At 64.9% G+C, this 18,608-nt stretch carries 21 protein-coding genes and 3 pseudogenes; 14 read left to right on the forward strand and 10 right to left on the reverse strand.

What is annotated here, in order from left to right:
- Positions 1 to 305 precede the first annotated feature (305 nt).
- Positions 306 to 890: a DUF4410 domain-containing protein gene (locus tag MRS60_RS27800; RefSeq protein WP_034181855.1), complete on the reverse strand. Its 585-nt coding sequence runs from the start codon at positions 888 to 890 to the stop codon at positions 306 to 308.
- A gap of 261 nt (positions 891 to 1,151) precedes the next feature.
- Positions 1,152 to 2,153 (reverse strand): hypothetical protein, encoded by a 1,002-nt coding sequence (locus MRS60_RS27805; RefSeq protein WP_105391763.1) that lies wholly within the window; start codon positions 2,151 to 2,153, stop codon positions 1,152 to 1,154.
- Positions 2,154 to 2,287: 134 nt separating this feature from the next.
- On the opposite strand from MRS60_RS27805, the pseudogene MRS60_RS27810 reads away from it, so the two are divergent.
- The 3 genes and pseudogenes from MRS60_RS27810 to MRS60_RS27820 form a co-directional block, all read left to right on the forward strand.
- A pseudogene (locus MRS60_RS27810) lies at positions 2,288 to 2,377 on the forward strand (class I SAM-dependent methyltransferase); the annotation flags it as partial.
- 94 nt (positions 2,378 to 2,471) lie between these two features.
- Positions 2,472 to 2,726, forward strand: a complete 255-nt coding sequence (locus MRS60_RS27815) for a type II toxin-antitoxin system prevent-host-death family antitoxin (RefSeq protein WP_034182185.1) — start codon at positions 2,472 to 2,474, stop codon at positions 2,724 to 2,726.
- A gap of 288 nt (positions 2,727 to 3,014) precedes the next feature.
- The gene (locus MRS60_RS27820; RefSeq protein WP_034181857.1) at positions 3,015 to 4,064 is read left to right on the forward strand and encodes a Fic family protein; all 1,050 of its coding nucleotides are present in this window, start codon (positions 3,015 to 3,017) and stop codon (positions 4,062 to 4,064) included.
- Positions 4,065 to 4,357: 293 nt separating this feature from the next.
- Here the strand turns inward: MRS60_RS27820 and MRS60_RS27825 are convergent, their stop codons facing one another.
- Both MRS60_RS27825 and MRS60_RS27830 read right to left on the reverse strand, forming a co-directional pair.
- A complete protein-coding gene (locus tag MRS60_RS27825) occupies positions 4,358 to 4,834 on the reverse strand; it encodes a GNAT family N-acetyltransferase (RefSeq protein ID WP_105391762.1) in 477 nt (158 codons plus the stop codon).
- Positions 4,835 to 5,032: 198 nt separating this feature from the next.
- Positions 5,033 to 5,302: pseudogene (locus tag MRS60_RS27830) on the reverse strand (aldo/keto reductase); the annotation flags it as partial.
- Between the two features lie 113 nt (positions 5,303 to 5,415).
- On the opposite strand from MRS60_RS27830, the gene MRS60_RS27835 reads away from it, so the two are divergent.
- From MRS60_RS27835 to MRS60_RS27865, 7 genes are all read left to right on the forward strand, one after another.
- The gene (locus tag MRS60_RS27835; RefSeq protein WP_034181860.1) at positions 5,416 to 5,715 is read left to right on the forward strand and encodes an ArsR/SmtB family transcription factor; all 300 of its coding nucleotides are present in this window, start codon (positions 5,416 to 5,418) and stop codon (positions 5,713 to 5,715) included.
- A 39-nt stretch (positions 5,716 to 5,754) separates the two neighbouring features.
- Complete coding sequence (locus tag MRS60_RS27840; RefSeq protein WP_175746831.1) at positions 5,755 to 7,107, forward strand: pyridoxal phosphate-dependent decarboxylase family protein; 1,353 nt, start codon at positions 5,755 to 5,757, stop codon at positions 7,105 to 7,107.
- Positions 7,108 to 7,335: 228 nt separating this feature from the next.
- The gene (locus tag MRS60_RS27845; protein WP_034181862.1) at positions 7,336 to 7,803 is read left to right on the forward strand and encodes a cupin domain-containing protein; all 468 of its coding nucleotides are present in this window, start codon (positions 7,336 to 7,338) and stop codon (positions 7,801 to 7,803) included.
- A 298-nt stretch (positions 7,804 to 8,101) separates the two neighbouring features.
- Entirely contained in the window at positions 8,102 to 8,815 is a 714-nt protein-coding gene (locus tag MRS60_RS27850; RefSeq protein WP_243565989.1) for a DUF6088 family protein, read from the forward strand.
- Entirely contained in the window at positions 8,812 to 9,438 is a 627-nt protein-coding gene (locus tag MRS60_RS27855; protein ID WP_243565990.1) for a nucleotidyl transferase AbiEii/AbiGii toxin family protein, read from the forward strand. Before MRS60_RS27850 ends, MRS60_RS27855 begins: the two co-directional genes overlap by 4 nt.
- A 31-nt stretch (positions 9,439 to 9,469) precedes the next feature.
- The gene (locus MRS60_RS27860; RefSeq protein ID WP_243565991.1) at positions 9,470 to 10,291 is read left to right on the forward strand and encodes an SDR family NAD(P)-dependent oxidoreductase; all 822 of its coding nucleotides are present in this window, start codon (positions 9,470 to 9,472) and stop codon (positions 10,289 to 10,291) included.
- A gap of 75 nt (positions 10,292 to 10,366) precedes the next feature.
- Positions 10,367 to 10,660 (forward strand): hypothetical protein, encoded by a 294-nt coding sequence (locus MRS60_RS27865; RefSeq protein WP_243565992.1) that lies wholly within the window; start codon positions 10,367 to 10,369, stop codon positions 10,658 to 10,660.
- On the opposite strand, the gene surE is transcribed toward MRS60_RS27865, so the two are convergent.
- The 3 genes and pseudogenes from surE to MRS60_RS27880 form a co-directional block, all read right to left on the reverse strand.
- Positions 10,593 to 11,372: a 5'/3'-nucleotidase SurE gene (gene surE / locus MRS60_RS27870; protein ID WP_034181865.1), complete on the reverse strand. Its 780-nt coding sequence runs from the start codon at positions 11,370 to 11,372 to the stop codon at positions 10,593 to 10,595. The two genes, MRS60_RS27865 and surE, sit on opposite strands and share 68 nt — an antisense overlap.
- Before the next feature lie 323 nt (positions 11,373 to 11,695).
- A pseudogene (locus MRS60_RS27875) lies at positions 11,696 to 12,003 on the reverse strand (AzlD family protein).
- Positions 11,996 to 12,730 (reverse strand): AzlC family ABC transporter permease, encoded by a 735-nt coding sequence (locus tag MRS60_RS27880; RefSeq protein ID WP_027789977.1) that lies wholly within the window; start codon positions 12,728 to 12,730, stop codon positions 11,996 to 11,998. Before MRS60_RS27880 ends, MRS60_RS27875 begins: the two are co-directional and overlap by 8 nt.
- Positions 12,731 to 12,856: 126 nt before the next feature.
- Here MRS60_RS27880 and MRS60_RS27885 point away from each other — a divergent pair, with 126 nt between their 5' ends.
- The 3 genes from MRS60_RS27885 (at position 12,857) to MRS60_RS27895 (ending at position 14,960) form a co-directional block, all read left to right on the forward strand.
- A complete protein-coding gene (locus MRS60_RS27885; RefSeq protein ID WP_006749370.1) occupies positions 12,857 to 13,315 on the forward strand; it encodes an Lrp/AsnC family transcriptional regulator in 459 nt (152 codons plus the stop codon).
- Positions 13,316 to 13,535: 220 nt separating this feature from the next.
- Entirely contained in the window at positions 13,536 to 14,105 is a 570-nt protein-coding gene (locus tag MRS60_RS27890) for a hypothetical protein (protein WP_027789976.1), read from the forward strand.
- A gap of 165 nt (positions 14,106 to 14,270) precedes the next feature.
- A complete protein-coding gene (locus MRS60_RS27895) occupies positions 14,271 to 14,960 on the forward strand; it encodes a YebB family permuted papain-like enzyme (RefSeq protein ID WP_243565993.1) in 690 nt (229 codons plus the stop codon).
- A 79-nt stretch (positions 14,961 to 15,039) separates the two neighbouring features.
- On the opposite strand, the gene MRS60_RS27900 is transcribed toward MRS60_RS27895, so the two are convergent.
- The 3 genes from MRS60_RS27900 to MRS60_RS27910 form a co-directional block, all read right to left on the reverse strand.
- Positions 15,040 to 15,327 carry a helix-turn-helix domain-containing protein gene (locus MRS60_RS27900; RefSeq protein WP_034181868.1) on the reverse strand — a complete coding sequence of 96 codons (288 nt, stop codon included), beginning with the start codon at positions 15,325 to 15,327 and terminating at the stop codon, positions 15,040 to 15,042.
- Complete coding sequence (locus MRS60_RS27905) at positions 15,314 to 15,655, reverse strand: type II toxin-antitoxin system RelE/ParE family toxin (protein WP_243565994.1); 342 nt, start codon at positions 15,653 to 15,655, stop codon at positions 15,314 to 15,316. The genes MRS60_RS27900 and MRS60_RS27905 overlap by 14 nt, the downstream gene beginning before the upstream one ends.
- 215 nt (positions 15,656 to 15,870) lie before the next feature.
- Positions 15,871 to 16,503, reverse strand: a complete 633-nt coding sequence (locus tag MRS60_RS27910) for a LysE family translocator (RefSeq protein WP_217588583.1) — start codon at positions 16,501 to 16,503, stop codon at positions 15,871 to 15,873.
- A gap of 293 nt (positions 16,504 to 16,796) precedes the next feature.
- On the opposite strand from MRS60_RS27910, the gene MRS60_RS27915 reads away from it, so the two are divergent.
- Positions 16,797 to 18,569 carry a ShlB/FhaC/HecB family hemolysin secretion/activation protein gene (locus MRS60_RS27915; RefSeq protein WP_243565995.1) on the forward strand — a complete coding sequence of 591 codons (1,773 nt, stop codon included), beginning with the start codon at positions 16,797 to 16,799 and terminating at the stop codon, positions 18,567 to 18,569.
- The last annotated feature ends 39 nt before the right edge of the window (positions 18,570 to 18,608 follow it).

The raw sequence follows: 18,608 nt of genomic DNA on the forward strand, positions 1-18,608 counted from the left end.
TGGCCGGACGGCGTCTCCGTCTGAACACGGTAGACCTCTCCTTTACGGCTGCTTCAGGGCGGCCGTTTTTTTGCCATCTTGCGTATGACGCAGACTGCCGGCACAACGAAGACGCGGACGAGCGCACGTCGAATCGGAATGCGGCAATCGAAGCCGCGACGCGTGCCTGTTGCTAAGGGGCATGCTCAAAGGAGAATCTGCTCGATGAAGATCGTTGCGGTCGCAACCCGCATCGTAGCCGTTGGGTGAGCGCAGCGGCTGCCGCTCGACGGGCCGCGAATCCGCGGTCCGTCGGGCGTCGGACATTACAGCTTCTTCGCGTGAGCCGCGTCCGCTTGTTGCGCGCCGGCCGAGGGGTCGAGCGTCGACAGCGTCTTCTCGGTGAAATTCTCGTACAGCCAGTCCATGCGTGTCCCGTCCATACCGGCGATGCCGCCGAGTGCGTACGATGCCGACACCTTGAAGCGGTCGACCTGACGATTGTCGGTGCCGACGAGCGTCACGGTGCCGTCGACATAATCGCTGCCCGCCATGAAGCCGAACATGACCGCGGAGAAACTCGAGCGCACCCGAATACCGGTGACTTCAACGTTCAGGTGCATTGCATCGGTTGAATCGGCCTTTGCCAGAAGCTTGCGTGCGTCCAGCGCGCTTTCGATTTGCTCCTGCAGTTTCTTGGGGCTGAACTTCAGATTGTCTTTCAACGCTTCCTGGGCAGCCGCGTCCAGCGTAACTTGCACGATAACCGGCTTGGTGCCGAATTTGGACGTCGACGCAGTCGCGGTGGCCCCCGCCTGATTACCTGCGTCGCGTGTCACGCTGCTTGCGCAGCCCGACAGGAAGCCGATCGTCACCAGTGCCAGAGTGGCATGTCGGATAACAGATTTCATGATTTGGTCTATGGATTGAGGTTATTTGAGATGGCTCTGTGGCCGGGAGGAAATTTATCACCGGGTGATCTGATTCAAATGGTCGAATTGATAGAAAACAACCCGGCATTTATTCGCCACGGATTTTTGTCGCGGATCGAGGATATGAGCACGCTGCACGTCGATCCGGTTTCGTTCTACCCGAATGCGAACGAGGAGAAGCGGCGACGCAGGCGCGGTAAACAGGTATCCGCTGCCGCGCCGCCGATCACTTACGTGCGGTCACTGGCCGTTGCCGGATACCGCGCCGCCGAGCCTGTAGGCCGTGAAGAATTCGTACCACGGAGAACCTTCCGCAACCGGCACCCCAAGCGCCGACGTGCGTCGCTTCAGCGCCCCGAACACGTCGTTGATGCGGGCCGTCTGCGCGACGTCGTTGAACGGATAAGGCCGGGACCGTCCCGCCGCGAACGTGCCGTATGCGATCGCGAGCAGGCGTGCGCTGTCGTCGGTGCCCGCGATCGCCGCGTCGATCGCTTCGACGAAACGCGGCCGGTCTTCGGCGCGCGACCCGGACAGGCACAGGAATACGATTGCCGACAGTTCATGCAGGTCGTTCACCTGCAGCAAGGCGGGCAGCCGCGCGACGATCCGTTCCACCGGCTCTTCACGCAGCGCGTCGCCGAAGTCGAGCACGGCGGTCATCGGATTCCTGTCTGCTTTCAGGCGATCGAGCGCAGGCGGTATGGCCGACGCGCTGTCCGGCAACGACGGCGGCGCGGATCGCAACGCATCCGCCACCTGCTGCGTCCATTCCGGAAAGATCATCCGCGCGTTACCGAACTGCTCGCCGCCTTCGGCCGCCGGATTCCATCGATAAACGATCGTGCCGCCGCGAATGAACGGCGAATACAGATGCTCGGGTGTTTGCGGCAGCGGCCGCCGATTGATCGGCAGCCACGCGAGCGTCAGCCAGTCGTAGCGGCCGGTCGCGGGCACCGACGGGCTCGAACTCGCGACGACCTGCCACGTGCCGCGATTCGCATAACGGCGGCGCGCGTCGGGCACCGGGACGGTCCGGCCTTTCGCGGTGTCGAAATACGTCGCGCCGGTCACGTTCGCGCCGCTGTCCGCAGCCGGCGTGATGGTTGAGATGACCCACGACGAACCATCGGCCGAACGGTAGTCGGACGGCTTCAGCGTGGCGACGTCGTGAACCATGCGCGTTTCCGCCGCGACGGGGCTCGGGGGAAGATTGGCGGGAGCGGCGACGATACTCGGCATGGGCTTTCCTCGGAATCGGGTGCGACTCGTCGAAACGGGGATGACGCACGGCGGCGCAGGTTGTTTTCTGTAACTGTAGAACTTCGCCGCCGGAAACGGAAACCGCCGGATGTGGCGCAACCCGGTCATGCGTTCCGGCGCCGGACCATGCCGATACGGACCAGTTGAAGCAGTGGGTGCGCGTACCGTTGTTTTTGCCGATCAAGGCGCTGCCGGTGGGTTGAGCGGATCGATGGTCAGCCAGGGTTTCACGCGGGTATCGCGTCATTTGCCTTAGTGTAGTAACACACCTGCATGGGTATGTTTGAGGAACTCACGATGACTATCACTACTCTCTCGAGTCGCGAATTCAATCAAGACGTGACTAAAGCGAAGAAAGCGACAAAGGATGGCCCGGTGTTTATTTCGAACCGCGGCAGGCCTACTCATGTGCTGTTGAGTTTCGAGGATTACCAGCGCCTCACGCAACAGATACGCAACATTGCCGACGCGCTGGCATTGCCCGATGTCGAGGACATCGAGTTTGATCCTCCGCGCGCGGACGTCAGGATCAAGCAGGTTGACTTCCGATGATGCTCGTTCTCGATACCGATGCCCTTGGGATTTCTTGCGTCGCGCACGTGGATAACTGGATTGCTGTTGGCGCAACACGCTCCTTGTAAAGGCCGTAGCGTTGTACGAGTGATGGTGGATTCGTCGGGGGAAGCGGATACGAATCGACACGCCGAAAGTATGGCCCTCGGGCTACCGGGGCCTGCGACGCCAGCCGTGCTGACACAAGACCGTTACCATTTTGACACCCATTTGCACCCATTAATTTGCTGCGAGAGAAATGGGTGTAAATGGGTGTAATATTGGTTTATGTTCCGAGCCGACACCCTCCAGATCACACCGGAAGTCCTGGGCCTGATTGCCCGGATTGACGAGTTCAAAGGCGCATGGCGTGCTTTGGGCACACTCGCGCCTGACCGACTGTCGGCTTTGCGGCGCGTGGCCACCATCGAAAGCATTGGATCGTCCACCCGCATCGAGGGCAGCAAGCTGAGCGACCGCGATGTCGAGCGCCTGCTATCCAATCTCGCCATCAAGCAGTTCGAGACGCGCGACGAGCAGGAGGTGGCGGGGTACGCCGAGCTGATGGACTTGATGTTCCAGGCGTGGAAGGACATCCCGTTCAACGAGAACCACATCAAGCAGCTTCACCAGATTCTGCTGCAATACAGCCAGAAGGACGAGCGGCACCGGGGACATTACAAGACTAGCTCCAACAGCGTCGCTGCTTTCGACGAGAGCGGCGCGCAGATCGGCATCGTCTTCGAAACGGCCATGCCGTTCGATACACCGCGTCTGATGGCGGAGCTCGTGCAGTGGGTGAATGACGAACGGGAACGGGCGCACCTGCATCCTTTGCTTGTTATCGCCATCTTCGTGGTCGTGTTCCTGGAAATCCACCCGTTTCAGGACGGCAATGGGCGGCTCAGCCGCGTGCTGACAACCTTGCTGCTGCTTCAGGCGGGCTATGCCTACGTTCCATACAGTTCGCTGGAAAGCGTGATCGAGGTGAACAAGGAAGCCTACTACCTCGCGCTGCGTCAGACGCAGGGCACCATCCGCACCGACGCACCCAACTGGCAGCCGTGGTTGCTGTTCTTTCTGCGTTCGCTGGCCGAGCAGGTGCGGCGGCTTGAAAAGAAAGTCGAGCGCGAAAAGATCGTGCTGGCCTCACTGCCTGTACTGTCCTTGCAGATCGTCGAGTTCGCCCGCGAGCATGGGCGCATCACGATGGCCGAGGCGATCAAGCTGACAGGCAGCAACCGCAATACCTTGAAGTCGCACTTCCGTGACCTGGTCGAACGCGAACATTTGCAGCAGCACGGCAGTGGACGCGGCGTTTGGTATGGGGTGAATTGAGGAGAACCCGCTGAACGTGTGACCAACTATCTCGATGTTGGCCCGCATCCAGTACCCGGAAGGTATGAGAAATGTCCCGGATTCGTCCGGGCGGGCAGCGAATACAAATCGACGCACAGAAATTGTGTCCCTGGGGACACAAAAATCAATCAAAAGGACGGTTTTGTGTCCTTCGGGCTACCAAGGCCGTGATGGCGTACAACGTGCGGCGATGTGGAGCGCGCGACGGGCTGTCGTTGCATTCACGAACTAGTCGCGGCCGCTGAGTTGAACGCCCGCCCGCCCCGCCCCGCTCAGCGCGGCAACACCTTCCTGTAAACCACGAACCCCGATTTTTCCGCGACGGTGTCGTACAGCCGCATCGCCGTGTGATTCGTTTCATGCGTTTGCCAGTACACGCGTTCGGCGCGATGCTGGCGCGCGGCGTCGTACACGGCTTCGATCAGCGCGCGGCCGACGCCCTTGCCGCGCTCGCTGTCGAGCGTGAACAGATCCTGCAGGTAGCAGGTCGGCCCGGCGAGCGTCGTGCTGCGGTGATACAGGAAATGCACGAGCCCGACGAGCTTGCCGTCACGTTCCGCGACGAAAGCATGCACGGGTTCATAGCCGTCGAAGAAGCGCGACCACGTGAGCTGCGTGATTTCCAGCGGCAGCGCGGTGTCGCCGAAGCGGCCGTAGAAGCGGTTATAGCCGTCCCAAAGCGGCAGCCAGCGGTCGTAGTCGTCTTCCCGGACCGCGCGTACGGTCAGGCCGGCGTCGGTGGCGTTCATGTGCGCGAACCTTTCGATGAGGGTTGGACGTGTTGCCGGCTCGGCCGACAACGACGCAAACCGCCACGATAGGCAGTTCGCGGCGCGCTGGGTAGGCCCATGGCGGTCGCGGTTTCTGGTGCCACGGTAGGTGAGTTCGTCGTGGCGTGCCCGCGTTGTGCCGCTTGGGCGCCGTCGTGCCGGGTTGGCCGTCGCCGCTTACCCGCGCATCGGCGGATTGAGCCGCGCGAACGCCTGTTGCCGGCGATACGGGAAGTACGGATACGGCGCTTGCACCGCGCTCGCCGCGTCGAGTTTCGCGACCTGCGCATCGGTCAGCGACCAGCCGACCGCGCCGAGGTTCTGGCGCAACTGTTCCTCATTGCGCGCGCCGACGATCACCGACGACACGGTCGGCCGTTGCAGCAGCCAGTTCAGCGCGATCTGCGGCACGGTCTTGCCGGTTTCCTCCGCGATCGCATCGAGCGCCGGTGTCGTGATCCCGAACATGACATGACAGCCTGAAACCGGACCTCGAGCAGATTGCCCACGTTTCGTCATTTAGCTAATATGCGAAACGTTAAACGAAGCCTTCCAACCGTATGGACGACGTCACCCGCATCAGCGCACTGGCCAACGAAAGCCGTCTGGCCGTGATGCGCTGGCTCAAGCAGCCGCGCAAGCATTTCCCGCCGCAGCCGCACGGCGATTTCGACGAACTCGGCGTGTGCTGCACGTACATCACCGAGAAGCTCGGCATCGCGCCGGCCACGACCACGCGCCACATGCGCATCCTCGCGGATGCCGGGCTCGTGCAGGCGACCCGCGTCGGCAAGTTCACGTACTACAAGCGGATCGACGGCGCGCTGCAGCAGCTCGGCCGCGATCTCTCGCAACTCTGATTCGATCGATCTCCACCGATCCCCACCGAGGCAACCGACATGGACGAACTTGCATTGCTGGCCGACGCCGACCGCCGCGCGCACGCGTATCTCGCAGCGACGAACGAACGGCGCGCGTTTCCCGACGCGGCCGCGCTGGCCGGCCTCGCCGCATTCGACGAGCCGCTGCCCGACACGGGCCGCCCGGCCGACGACGTGCTGCGCCTGCTCGACGAGCAGGGCTCGCCCGCGACCGTCGCGTCGAACGGCCCGAACTACTTCGGCTTCGTGATCGGCGCGACACTGCCGGCCGCGGCGGCGGCCGAGCGGCTGATGCTCGCATGGGACCAGTGCGCGTCGTCGTACGCGAATTCGCCGGTGGCCGCGACGCTCGAGCGCCAGGCCGCGCGCTGGGTCGTCGACGCGCTTGCGCTGCCCGAAGGCAGCGCGGTCGGTTTCGGCACGAGCGCGACGGCGTGCACGCTCGTCGCGCTGGTGGCCGCGCGGCGCGCGCTGCTCGCGCGCAAGGGCTGGGACGTCGACGAGGACGGCCTGATCGGTGCGCCCGAGGTGAAGGTCGTGATCTCCGAGCTCGCGCACATCACGGTGAAGAAAGCGCTGCGCGTGCTCGGCTTCGGGATGAAGCGCATCGTCGTCGCGCCGGTCGACGCGCACGGTCGCATCGACCCGGCGCAGTTGCCGCCGCTCGACGACATGACGATCCTCTGCGTGCAGGCCGGCGAAGTGAACACCGGCGAATTCGATCCGTTCGCGGCGCTGATTCCGCCCGCGAAGGCGGCCGGCGCATGGGTGCACGTGGACGGCGCGTTCGGCCTGTGGGCACGTGCATCGTCGAAACGCGCGCTGACGGACGGCATCGACGGCGCGGACAGCTGGACGACCGACGGCCACAAATGGCTCAACACGCCGTACGACGGTGCGATGGTGATCTGCCGCGACGCGGACGCGCTCGCGACCGCGATGAACAGCGATGCCGTCTACCTGAGCGGCGCGCAGGATGCGCAGAAGAACCTGAACCTCGAATTCTCGCGGCGTGCGCGCGGCATTCCCGTGTGGGCCGCGCTGCGCTCGCTCGGCCGCGCCGGGCTGGCCACGATGGTCGAGCGGCATTGCGCGCAGGCATCGCGTGTCGCGGACGGCCTGCGTGCGGCCGGCTACGACGTGCTGAACCGCGTCGTGCTGAACCAGGTGCTGGTGCGCGCCGGCACGGACGAGGAAACCGTCGCGATCCGCGAGGCCGCGCAGGATTCGGGCGACGTGTGGTTCGGCGCGACCGTGTGGCAGGGGCGTCCGGCGTTCCGGATCAGCGTGTCGTCGTGGCGCACGGAAGACGCGCATATCGATCGGCTCGTGGCGCTGCTGACTCAACTGCGCGGCACGCCCGTGCGCTGAATGGTGGCGGGGGACGGAGCGGCGGCAAACCGGCGTCGCGATGCGATGCCGAGTCTCCACGCAGCCGGAAATGTCGGACAATGCCGGAGCGCCCATGCGCCCATGCGCCCATGCGCCCATGCGCCCATGCGCCCATGCGCCGCATCGCCCGTCGGCCGTCGGCCGATTGCCCGTTCGCCGGCCCGGGCGGCGCGTCCAACCGATGCAGTCACGCTAACGAGAGCCCCCATGTCGACCACCTCTCCCCGGGAATTGCTGAAGGCCGCCGATATCGCGAAGCTGGAACCGACGCGCGCCGTGCATTCGCTGAATTCCAATGCCGTTCGTCTCAAAAGACCGCTCAGCGACCTGACCGGCATCACGCAGTTCGGCTTCCATTTGCTCACGCTGATGCCTGGTCACGAATCGGCCGAATACCACCGTCACCTGTACGAGGAAGAATGTGTGTACGTGCTGTCCGGCACGGGGACGGTCACGATCGGCGAACGCCCTTACGACGTCGGGCCCGGCGATTTCCTGGGCTTCGCGCGCGGCGGCGAAGCACACACGCTGCAGAACACCGGTGACGTGCCGCTCGAACTGATCGTCGTCGGGCAGCGCCTCGAACACGATGTGTGCGAATACCCGAGAATCGGCAAGCGGCTGTACGTCGCCGGTGAACTCGAGGATTTTGTCGATCTGCCGAAGCAGCGCTGAGCCGATCCCCGATGCCCCGATGCCCTGATGCAGGCTGCAGGGCACCGCGCCCGGCAGTCGCTGGGTTAAGCGGTTGTGACGATCTTCGCTGTTCCCGTTTTCGCTGGCGCAGCGGCTCGTGCGGCTGGCCTGCATCGATGCGAGAGCGGTCGTGTCGGACCGGCTTCCGGTAACCCGATGACCAGCTTTGGACCTGCTATGTCTTGGATTTGTCTGAAATTTGTATACATTTTTCGGACGCTCTTCGCTTGACATTTGTCCGAAAAATGTATACAAATTTCGGACAAGGAGAGTTTGCATGTCAGACATTAGTACCCGTATCGTCACGCTCGTTCGCGAGGCGGGACCTGGCGCTGTCTGGGTGCCAGCCGACTTTGCGCATCTCGGTTCGCGCGACGTGATAGACAAGACATTGCAACGTCTTGTCGCCAGCGGAACCCTGCGCCGCATCGATCGGGGGTTATACGATCTCCCAGCCGTCAATCGGCTGACCAAACGGCCGACGGCCCCTGATTATCGCGCCGTGCTCGACGCAATCGCTCGTCGCGATCAATTGCGTCTGCTGGTCGACGGCATGACGGCAGCCAACGATCTTGGGCTGACGGATGGCGTTCCTGCGCGAGTGACTATCCATACCGACGCACGCCGGCGCGCGGTTCAACTCGATGAACTGCGAATCGACTTCAAGCAGACAGCCCCCAGTCGCCTTTTCTGGGCCGGGCGACCCGCCATGCGAGTCGTGCAGGCGCTTCACTGGCTCAAGGACACGCTGCCGGGCGACGGAGACAGGGTCCGTGCCCGACTCAAGTCCGTCCTCGCAGACCCAAAACATGGGCGAGTCATTGTCCATGACCTCGCTCAGGGCTTTGCGCATTTGCCGACGTGGATGCAGGAGTTCTTGCGCTCGGTTCCGCCTTTTGACCAGGGGGGCGCCGACTCGCCCCTGCTCAGGGTTTCTGACGAACCAGGTAAAAAGACGGTGCTGCCGGATACGGGTGGAGGTCCTCGATGAACGAGGCCTATCGGGAAATCATCGCGGCCAGTGACGCGGATCGTCGCGATTTGTTCATCGGCACAGCGACGCGTCTGGGCACGGCGGTGCAGAACGTCGAGAAAGATTTCTGGGTATGTTGGGTTCTGGATGCACTGTTCAACGGACTGCCTTCAGGCGGCTCGCGTCTCCTGTTCAAGGGCGGTACATCCTTGTCCAAGGGGTTCGGGCTGATCTCCCGTTTTTCGGAAGATATTGACATCACGGTATTTCGGGGCGATCTCGGGCAGCAAGTCGAGCCGGCGGATATTGAAGCCCTGAGCGGGAAGCGGCGCCGCGTTCGACTCGACGCGATACGTGAAGCTTGCCAGGCATTCATCCAGGGGGATTTCAACGCTGGGTTACACGCCTGCGCGACACGGCTTATCCCTCAGGGCTTTACGCTGGAGTCCGACCCGGACGATGCGGACGGGCAGAGCCTGCTTTTCTGGTATCCCGCGGCAACAGCTCGACAAGACGAGTACATCCGTTCTGCGGTCAAGATCGAGTCCGGTGCAAAGTCGGCGCTGGATCCGCATGCAATGGCAACCATCAAACCCTACGTTGCCCGGAACGCGTGTCCGGTCGCGTTCACGCGCTTATGATGCGGGAACGCCACCGACAGGGTTCCCCGATATGGACTCGCCGCTCCCGCCGATGCATGCCCCGATTTCCGAAACGGAACCTGAAACCGAAGCCGCCGCCGAGCCGCGCGCATCGCGCCTGCATCGGCCTGTCGCGCTCGTCACCGGCTCGACGTCGGGGATCGGCGCGGCCGTCGCGCGCCGCCTGACGGCGGACGGCTATGCGGTGATCCTGCACTCCCGCAGTTCAGCCGACACCGGACGCGCGATGGCGCGTGAACTCGGCGCGGCCTACGTGCAGGCCGATCTCGCCGACGATGCCGAGCGCGTGCGGCTGATCCGCGACGCGCTCGCCGTGCATGGGCGGCTCGACGTGCTCGTCAACAATGCGGGGATCAGCCGCGTGATCCCGCATGAGGACCTCGCGGCGGCGACGCCCGACGTGTGGCGCGAGATACACGAGATCAACGTGATCGCGCCGTTCCGGCTCGTCGCCGAAGCGCAGCCCGCGCTGCTCGAAGCGGCGTCGCGCGGGCGGGCCGGCTGCGTCGTGAACGTCAGCTCGCATGCGGGCGTGCGGCCGAAAGGCGCGTCGATTCCTTATGCGGCGGCGAAGGCCGCGCTCAATCACACGACGCGGCTGCTGGCGCGCACGCTCGCACCGGCGATTCGCGTCAATGCGGTGGCGCCGGGGCTGGTCGATACGCCGCTGACCGCCGACTGGACCGAAGCGCAGCAGCTCTGGCGAGAACGCGCGCCGATGCGTCGCGCGGCGACGCCGGACGACATCGCGCAGACGGTCGCGATGCTCGTCGCGTCCGATTACGTGACGGGCGAGATCGTGATGCTCGACGGGGGATTGAACCTGACTTGATGCCGTGCGGGCGGTTACGCGCGCGACGTTGCGCGCCGACGCGACCTTGCAATCGGGCAGCCTCGTGCAGGCGTCGTGCGCAAGCGCCGAAGCGGCCGCCTGGCCAAAGCCGCCGAAGCCGCCGAAGCCGCCGAAGCCGCCGAAGCCGCCGAAGCCGCCGAAGCCGCCGAAGCCGCCGAAGCCGCCGAAGCCGCCGAAGCCGCCGAAGCTGCCGAAGCTGCCGAAGCCGCCGAAGCCGCCGAAGCTGCCAAAGCAGCCAAAGCAGCCAAAGCAGCCAACGCGGCCAATATGGCCAACCCGATCAGCCGAGATTCGACCGCAGCCGCGCGAGCGCGCCGTCGTGCGTGCGCTCGAACTTCAGCGGCGTGACGGCGATATACCCTTCGCCGAGCGCGACCGTTTCCGAATCCGCGTCGTCGTCGCGCGGTGCGCGCGCGAGCTTCAGCCAGTGATAGTCGATCTCGCGCGGGTCGCGGCCCGACACGATCTCGACGCCCTGCAGCGTGCCGGCGCCCTGGTTCGTCACCTTCAGCCCGCGCACGTCCTGCGCGGGGCGGGCGGGGAAATTCACGTTGAGGCACGCGTCGCTGTCCCAGCCGGCGGCGGCGAGCCGGCGAATGACGTCCGGCGCATGCGCGAGCGCGGTGTTCCATGGCACCGCGTTGCGATCGGTGAACGCCTGGCTCAGCGCGATGGCCGGTACGCCGACCAGCATGCTCGTCATCGCGGCGCCGACCGTGCCGGAAAACACCGTTTCGGTGCCGAGATTCGCGCCGCGGTTCACGCCGGACAGCACGACGTCGGGCCGCGCGTCCTTCATCAGGTGGCTGACCGCGATCGCGACGCAATCGCCGGGCGTGCCGCGCACCGCGAAGCGGCGTTCGCCCTTGCGATGCACGCGCAGCGGTTCGTGCAGGCTCAGCGAATGCGACGTGCCGCTCTGGTCCTCCGCCGGCGCGACGATCCACACTTCGCGCGCCAGTTGCATGGCGACCTGTTCGAGTACTTCAAGGCCGGGGGCGTCGAATCCGTCGTCGTTGGTCAGCAGGACGCGGTCGAAAAGCGGGCGGGTTTCTTGCATCGGGACGATCCTCACGGAGATGGGCGATGAGAGGGAAGGGCGGCGTGGCGCAAGCCACAAGGCTAGCATCCCGGCGTGAGAATCGTCGTGTCATGTCGCGTCGTCGGCGCGGACATGAAAACGGGCGCATTGTGCGCCCGTTCGTCGGTTGAGATGCCGCGTAAGCGGCGATCGGCCCTTCCGGCGGCTAGCCCCGCGAATGATTATTTCCCAAACAGGAGAATGTGCGTTGCCGGCCGGAGCGCGAGATCGATCGTCGCTCGTCCCCTTGGGGGAAGGCTGGCAACGCACGTTCTCAAGCCCGCTATCGGCGGGAACGGGCTCTATCCAATCAGATGCCGCAGCAGCCCGCCGACACGACGCCGACGATGACGGTCGGCAGGATCGACAGGCGCGTCGCCGCGAGCAGCGTGATCGCGAGCGCGAGCAGGTCGGCCGGCCGCGTCGACACGAAGGCCGGGGCGATCACCGAGATCAGCACGCAGCCGGGCACGTTCTCCATCACCGATGCCATCCGCGGGCTGAGCGTGCGGTTGCGCAGCAGCACGTAGCCGAGGATGCGCGACAGGTAGGTCGTCGACGCCATCAGCACGATCGTCGCGACGGTGCTGAAATCCGGAAGCTCAGGCATCGCGCGGCTCCCACAGCAGCGCGGCGACGAGCCCCGCGCACGCGCCGGCCGCGACGTACCATGCGCCGGGCACGGCCAGGTGCGTGGCCGCCGCGACGACGAGGCTCACGAACCACGGGCGGCTCGCGCGCATTCCCTTCCACATCCCGCGCAGCAGCACCAGGAATACGGCCGTGAACGCCATGTCGAAGCCGTATTGCTCGACGTTGCCGATCGTCGGGCCGACCGCCGCGCCGAGCGTGGTCATCGAGATCCACGTCAGGTAGAGCCCGATACAGATGCCCGCGTAATAGGGCACGCTGATGTGCGTGGCCGAGCGCGAGCGCGCATCGGCGAGCGACATCGCCCAGCTCTCGTCGCACATGAAGAACAGCGCGACGAACGCGCGGCGGCGCGGCAGGCGCCGGATGTACGGCTCGAACGCCGCGCCCATCAGGATGTGGCGCGAATTCACGAGAAACGACATCGCGACGATCAGCGCGATGTGCGGCGGCGAGGTCCACAGATGGATCGCCGCGAATTCGGAACCGCCGCCGAAGTTCAGGCCCGTCATCATCGGCACCTCGAACAGGCTCAGCCCTTTCTGCGCGGCCTGTGCGCCCAGCACGAGCGCGAACGGCACGAAACCCAGCATGACGGGCAGCGCCGCGCGCAAACCGCGGCCCATCTCGGCGACATAGGCGGGCTTGTCGCGAAGCCCGGACGACGTTGAAACGCTACTGCTCATTACTCCTCCTTCGGGGGGAGGGATTGTCTGCTTTTTTGACTCGAATCGGGTTGCGTTGTGGCCATAACTTTCAGAGAATTTGGCATTGAACGCGCGATTTGCGAAATTTTTGGAATCGGATGCCAAATGAAACTGGATGCCATCGACCGGCGGATCCTGAGCGCGTTGCAGCGCGACGGCCGCATGCAGAACGTGGAGCTCGCGCACGAGGTCGGGCTGTCGCCGTCGCCGTGCCTGCGGCGTGTGCGGCTTCTCGAGGAAGCGGGCGTGATCGAGAAATACGTGGCCGTGCTGAATCCCGCGAAGGTCGGCAAGGGGCTGACGATCTTCACGCGCGTGTGGCTGAAGGGGCAGGACGCGGAATCCGTGAACCGTTTCGCCGATGCCGTCCAGCAGATGCCGGAAGTCGTCGAATGTCACCTGATGGCGGGCGACTGCGATTTCCTGCTGCGCGTCGTCGCGGCCGACATCGACGACTATCGGCGCTTCCAGATGGAAACACTCACGCGCATTCCCGGCGTGCTGAGCGTGAAGACCGACATTCCGATGCAGAAGGTCAAGCTGACGTCGGCGCTGCCGACCTAGCGCCGAACGAGTGCGAGGCGATGACTCGACGAACGGTCAGGTCTCGGTGACAATCGCCGGGTAATCTGGCGAGTCATGCCGCTTCGAACGTATCGCGCGCACCGCCGTGCGATGTTCGATGCGCAAGCAACTAACGGTCAATGTCGATGCGATCGGGCAGGCGGCGCTGCGCGCCGGGTCATGCGCCGGCGCGGATGCGTTTCTTCTTGTCGGGCCATTCATGCAGCCATTCAACAATCCGTGGAATTCGCTGGAAATCGTCAAGCTCGTGCTCGGCGTGCTGACGCCGTTGTCGGTGGCCTGCCTCGGCTGGCTCGTCGCGCGTCGGCTGAAGCGGCTCGAACTCGTACAGTGGACCAACCAGCGGCTGATCGAGAAGCGCCTCGCGCTGTACGACGCGGTCGCGCCACAGCTCAATGCGCTGCTGTGCTTCTACACGTGGATCGGCTACTGGAAGGACATCTCGCCGGACGACGTGATCCGCGCGAAGCGCGAGCTCGACCGCACGTTTCACATCTACCGCTACCTGTTCGACGAGGATGTGTACGACGCGTATCACACGTATATCCACGCGCTGTTCGACATGCACACGGGCCCGGGCCGCGACGCGCGGATCCGTTCGCTGATCCAGTCGCCGGACGGCGACCGGAGCGTACACGGGGCGTATGAATGGAAGCCGGCGTGGTCCGAGCGTTTCGCGACTGCGAATGTCGTGCCGAAGGACGACGTGCTGCGGCATTACACGCAGTTGATGGAACGGCTGCGCGTGGCGCTGGGCGCGACGCGCTGACGGCTCGGCCTCGCACCTCACGCTTCGCGCCTTACGCCGCGCACCTCACGCCGGTATCGAAATCCGCCACCCGGCGGCACGGATTCACGCCCTCGCACAAGAAGCGGATGCGGTGCGCGGTAGCTGCTGACATCCTCGCGCCATGTTCACTCTCGCGAGGTCCATATGATTGTCGACACCGGCTGCCAGCCGCTCATGATCCGCTCGCCCGACGCGGGCCGGCGGCGTCTTTTCTCCACCGGTTCTCCCGAACCTCATGACATGCCGTTGCCGGTCGAACCGGAGATCGGCGACATCGTGTTTATCCGCGTGACCGTGCGGCCGTTTCTCGAAGTGGCGAGCGCGACACGGTCGTGGACGAATCACGTCGGGATCGTCGTCGGCCGGCGCGGTGGCGAGCCGCTGGTCGCCGAGAGCACGTTTCCGCTGTCGCGCGTCACGACGATGTCGCGGTTTCTTGCGCGCTCCGATCGCGGCGCGTGCGTGATCGCGCGACTGAAGCAGCCGCTCGATGCCGCGCAGCGGCGCCGGCTCGTCGACGCGGCGATGCGCCGGGTCGGCGTGATCTACGACACGGGTTTCAATCTCGCGTCGCGCCGGCAGTTCTGTTCGCGTTTCGTTCGGGAAGTCGTGCGTGACGCGACGCGGATTACGCTCGGCGACGTTGAAACCTTCGATACGCTGCTGCGCAGGAACCCCGATCATCCGCTCGGTTTCTGGAAGGTCTGGTACTTCGGCCGGATTCCGTGGCAGCGCCGCACGGTGACGCCGGCGAGCTTGCTGGGCAGTCGTGAACTGCGCGTGGTGCTCGATACGCGCGCTTGCGCCGACGATGCGTGCGCGGGCGGGGATTAGGTGAGATGCGGGGCAGGTGGGCCGTCAGTCGCTCGAGCAACCGACGGCCGATTCAATCATGTCCGGGCCGCGATGCGGCTCAGGCGAACGAGATCACGAGTTTCTTGCCGCACGCGGCCGCATACTTGCGCAGCGTTTCAATCGACGGAGAGTGCTGGCCTGTCGCGAGCGCGCGTTCGAGCCGCGTGACGGCAGGCGCCTTCGTGCCCATGCGCTCTGCCACATCGGCTTGCGAAAGACCGGCGGCTCGCCGGGCGGCCAGCATGGCGTCGAGCAGCGCGAACTCCTCGCGGTTCAATCGTTCGTATTCGGCGCGTACCTTCGGATCGGCCAGCGCGCGCTCGCGCAGTGCCTTATAGGTTGCCATATCGAATCTCCTTCAATCGGCGGCGCGCGGTTTCCAGCTCTTTCTGCGGCGTTTTCTGCGTCTTATTCACGAAGCAGTGAAGCATGACGATCCGCCGGTTGACGACCGCGCAGTAAAACACACGTGCGATACCTTCCAGGCCCTTCAACCGCATTTCGTACAACCCGTCGCCCATCGGCCTGGTGTGAGGTTCGCCCGGATTCGGGCCGTACTGCTCCATGCGGTCAGCGAGTGCGAAGAATCTGGCGGTCAGCGTTTTCGGCAACGCAAATACGCCAGCCTCGACTTGCTCGCTGAAGAAATGGATTTCGTCCGCGACGGTTCGCATAGTAACAAATTTGTTACTTCCTTGCAGGAAGGAGCGCCGTCGTGTCTGTCATGAGGGCGGCTCGTCGAATGCACGGAAGCACCGGAGAAACGTTCAGGCGTTTCTCCGGTGCTTCGTTGCTGATGTGCGAGCCAGATTGTTTGGCTGTGGCCTGAATTCGGCTAGTTATCCGAATGGATATCAGGCCCGCCCGTGTGCTTCGGGAGGGGGCGAGATCAGTTCCGCCCCGCCACCGCGAGCCGCGCCGCAAGCCCGACGAACACCGAACCGAGCAGATATTGCGGCAGTTTCGACGGGCGGCGGCGCGCGCCGATCCGCCGGCTTAGCCGGCTCGCGGAGAGAATCACCGCGCCGTTCACGACGAGCCCGATCAGGTTGAGCACCGTCGCGAGCACGAGAATCTGCACGGCGATCGAGCCATGCTCGGGCCGCACGAACTGCGGGAACAGCGCGAGCACGAACAGCGCCATCTTCGGATTCAGCAGGTTCGTCGTCAGGCCCTGACGGAAGATCGCGGCGGTCGAGTGCCGGCGCTGCGACGCGATGGGCGATAGCGAGGTTGCGTCGGAACGGAACGTCTTCCACGCGAGATAGAGCAGGTACGCGGCGCCGGCGAAACGCACGATGTCGTACGCGATCGGCACCGCGAGAAAGAGCTGCGACAGCCCGAGCGCGGCGGCGAGCGCATGACAGTAAGTGCCGGCCTGAATGCCGGCGAGCGTCGCAAAGCCCGCGCGCCGGCCCTGGCTCACGCTGCGGGACGCGATCAGCAGCATGTCGGGGCCCGGCGTGACGGTCAGCGCGAGACACGCGCCCGAGAACAGCACGAGCGTGGAGAGGTCGATCATGGGAGTCCCTTTGGCGTGAGCGGCGTAAAAGGAATGCCAGTTTAGGAGTGCCGCCGCAGGTGGTCAACCGTGCTCGCGACGGCATTCGGTCGACGGCCGACTGGCTTCCATCCTGCCGATAAAACGGAAGCCGTTTTTGCCGTTCACGCGATTCGTGCAGTTGCTCCGGCAATTAACAATTTCGTCACGAAATTTCGTACCTGATCTAAATACATGGGAAATGTCTGTCTGTAGCATTCGGCGCTTGAGTCACAGCTGGCAAGTGCTTTGTCGGCTAGATCCGGATGTGTTCCATGTGGGAAGTTCATATGCAAGTCGTCGGCCACCGTCGGGTCGACATCGACAGCGTCGAAGCGGCGCAGTCGCGCGAGGCCGGCTCGCAAGCGGTGCCGCGCGATGCCGGCGTCGCGCTGCGCGCCCGCCACGCATTGTGCGTGGCGCTGATCTGCGGCGGTGCCGCGGGCCTGGTCGAGCAGGTCCATGCGCAAGTGCCGGACGCCGGGCGAGCGATGCGCGACATCGAGACGCCGCGTCCGGATCTGCCTCCGGAAACCGCGCCCGAGCTTAAGGTGACGCCGTCGGAAGACACCGCCGAGAGCGCACCCGAGTCGGGGCCCCGCGTGCTCGTTCGCGCATTCGCGCTCGACGGCAATACCGTGTTCGGCAGCGACAAACTGCTGCCGCTCGTCGCCGATCTGGCCGGCAGCACGCTGAGTTTCGCCGACCTGCAACGCGCCGCCGGGCGCATCACCGCCTACTATCGCCGTCATGGCTACGTGCTTGCGCGCGCGTACCTGCCTCGCCAGGACATCGACGACGGCGTCGTGCGTATCGAAATCGCCGAAGGCCGCTACGGCGCAATCACGATCCAGAACCATTCGCGCGTGCTCGATGCCGCGCTGCGCCAGCCGCTCTCGGCGCTGCATCCGGGCGATGTCGTACGCGGGCCCGATCTCGAGCGCAGCCTGTTGCTGCTCGACGATCTCGCCGGCGTCGGTGCGCGCGGCACGTTGCGTCCGGGCGAAACGCCCGGCACCACCGATCTCGTCGTCGACGCCGACAAAGGGCCGCTCGCGTCCGGATCGCTCGAATTCGACAACTTCGGCGACGTCGCGCTCGGGCGCTACCGTCTCGGCGGCAGCATCGACGTCAATTCGCCGCTGCGGCTCGGCGATCGCCTGAGCCTGCGCGGGCTTATCAGCAACGAGCGCCAGCGCTACTACCGTGCCGCCTACCAGGTACCGGTCGGGCCCGCGTCGACGCGGGTCGGCGTCGCGTATTCGTCGCTGCGCTACCGGCTCGGCGGCGCGTTTTCCGATCTCGATTCCCAGGGCCGTGCGAGCGTGCAGACCGCGTACGTCACGCAGCCGCTCGTGCGTGCGCGCGCCCTGAGCGTCACCGCGCAGGTCCAGTACGAAAACAAGAATCTGCGCGACGACTACGGCGTATTCGACATCCGGCGCGACAAGAACGTCGGCCTGTGGACCTTCGGCGTCAGCGGCAACAGTCAGGATGGCTTGCTGGGCGGCGGCCGCAACGGGTTCTCGGTGATGTTCGGCGTCGGGCGGCTGCGCAGCAACGATCCGTTCGAGGCGGATTCGCTGAAGAAGTCGATCGGCAGCTTTGCGAAGCTGAATGTGAGCGCGCTGCGCGTGCAGGCGCTGGGGCGGCGGCTCGAGTTGTACACGCAGTTCAGCGCGCAGCTCGCGTCGCGCAATCTCGACGAATCGGAGAAGTTCAGCCTCGGCGGCCCGTACGGCGTGCGCGCGTATGCGCTCGGCGCCGGCAGCGGCGACCAGGGCTGGCAGGCCAGCGCGGAGCTGCGTTATCTCGTTGCGCCGGGATGGCAGGTCAGCACGTTCGTCGACGCCGGGCGCGTGCAGGGCGACAAGCACCCGTGGACGCGAGAACGAAACATGCAGCACATGCAGGCCGGCGGTGTCGGCGCGAGCTGGTATGGCGCGAAGCGCCAGGTGACGCTGACGGCCGCGTGGCCGCTCGGCGCGGCGACCGGCTCGCCGACCCGCGCGCCGAGCGTATGGGTTCAGGCCGCTCAGTATTTCTGAGCACGCGTGATCGGTCCGTCCGGCAAGACGGGGTTGTAA

The sequence above is a fragment of the Burkholderia pyrrocinia genome (assembly GCF_022809715.1).
GTDB lineage: Bacteria > Pseudomonadota > Gammaproteobacteria > Burkholderiales > Burkholderiaceae > Burkholderia > Burkholderia pyrrocinia_C.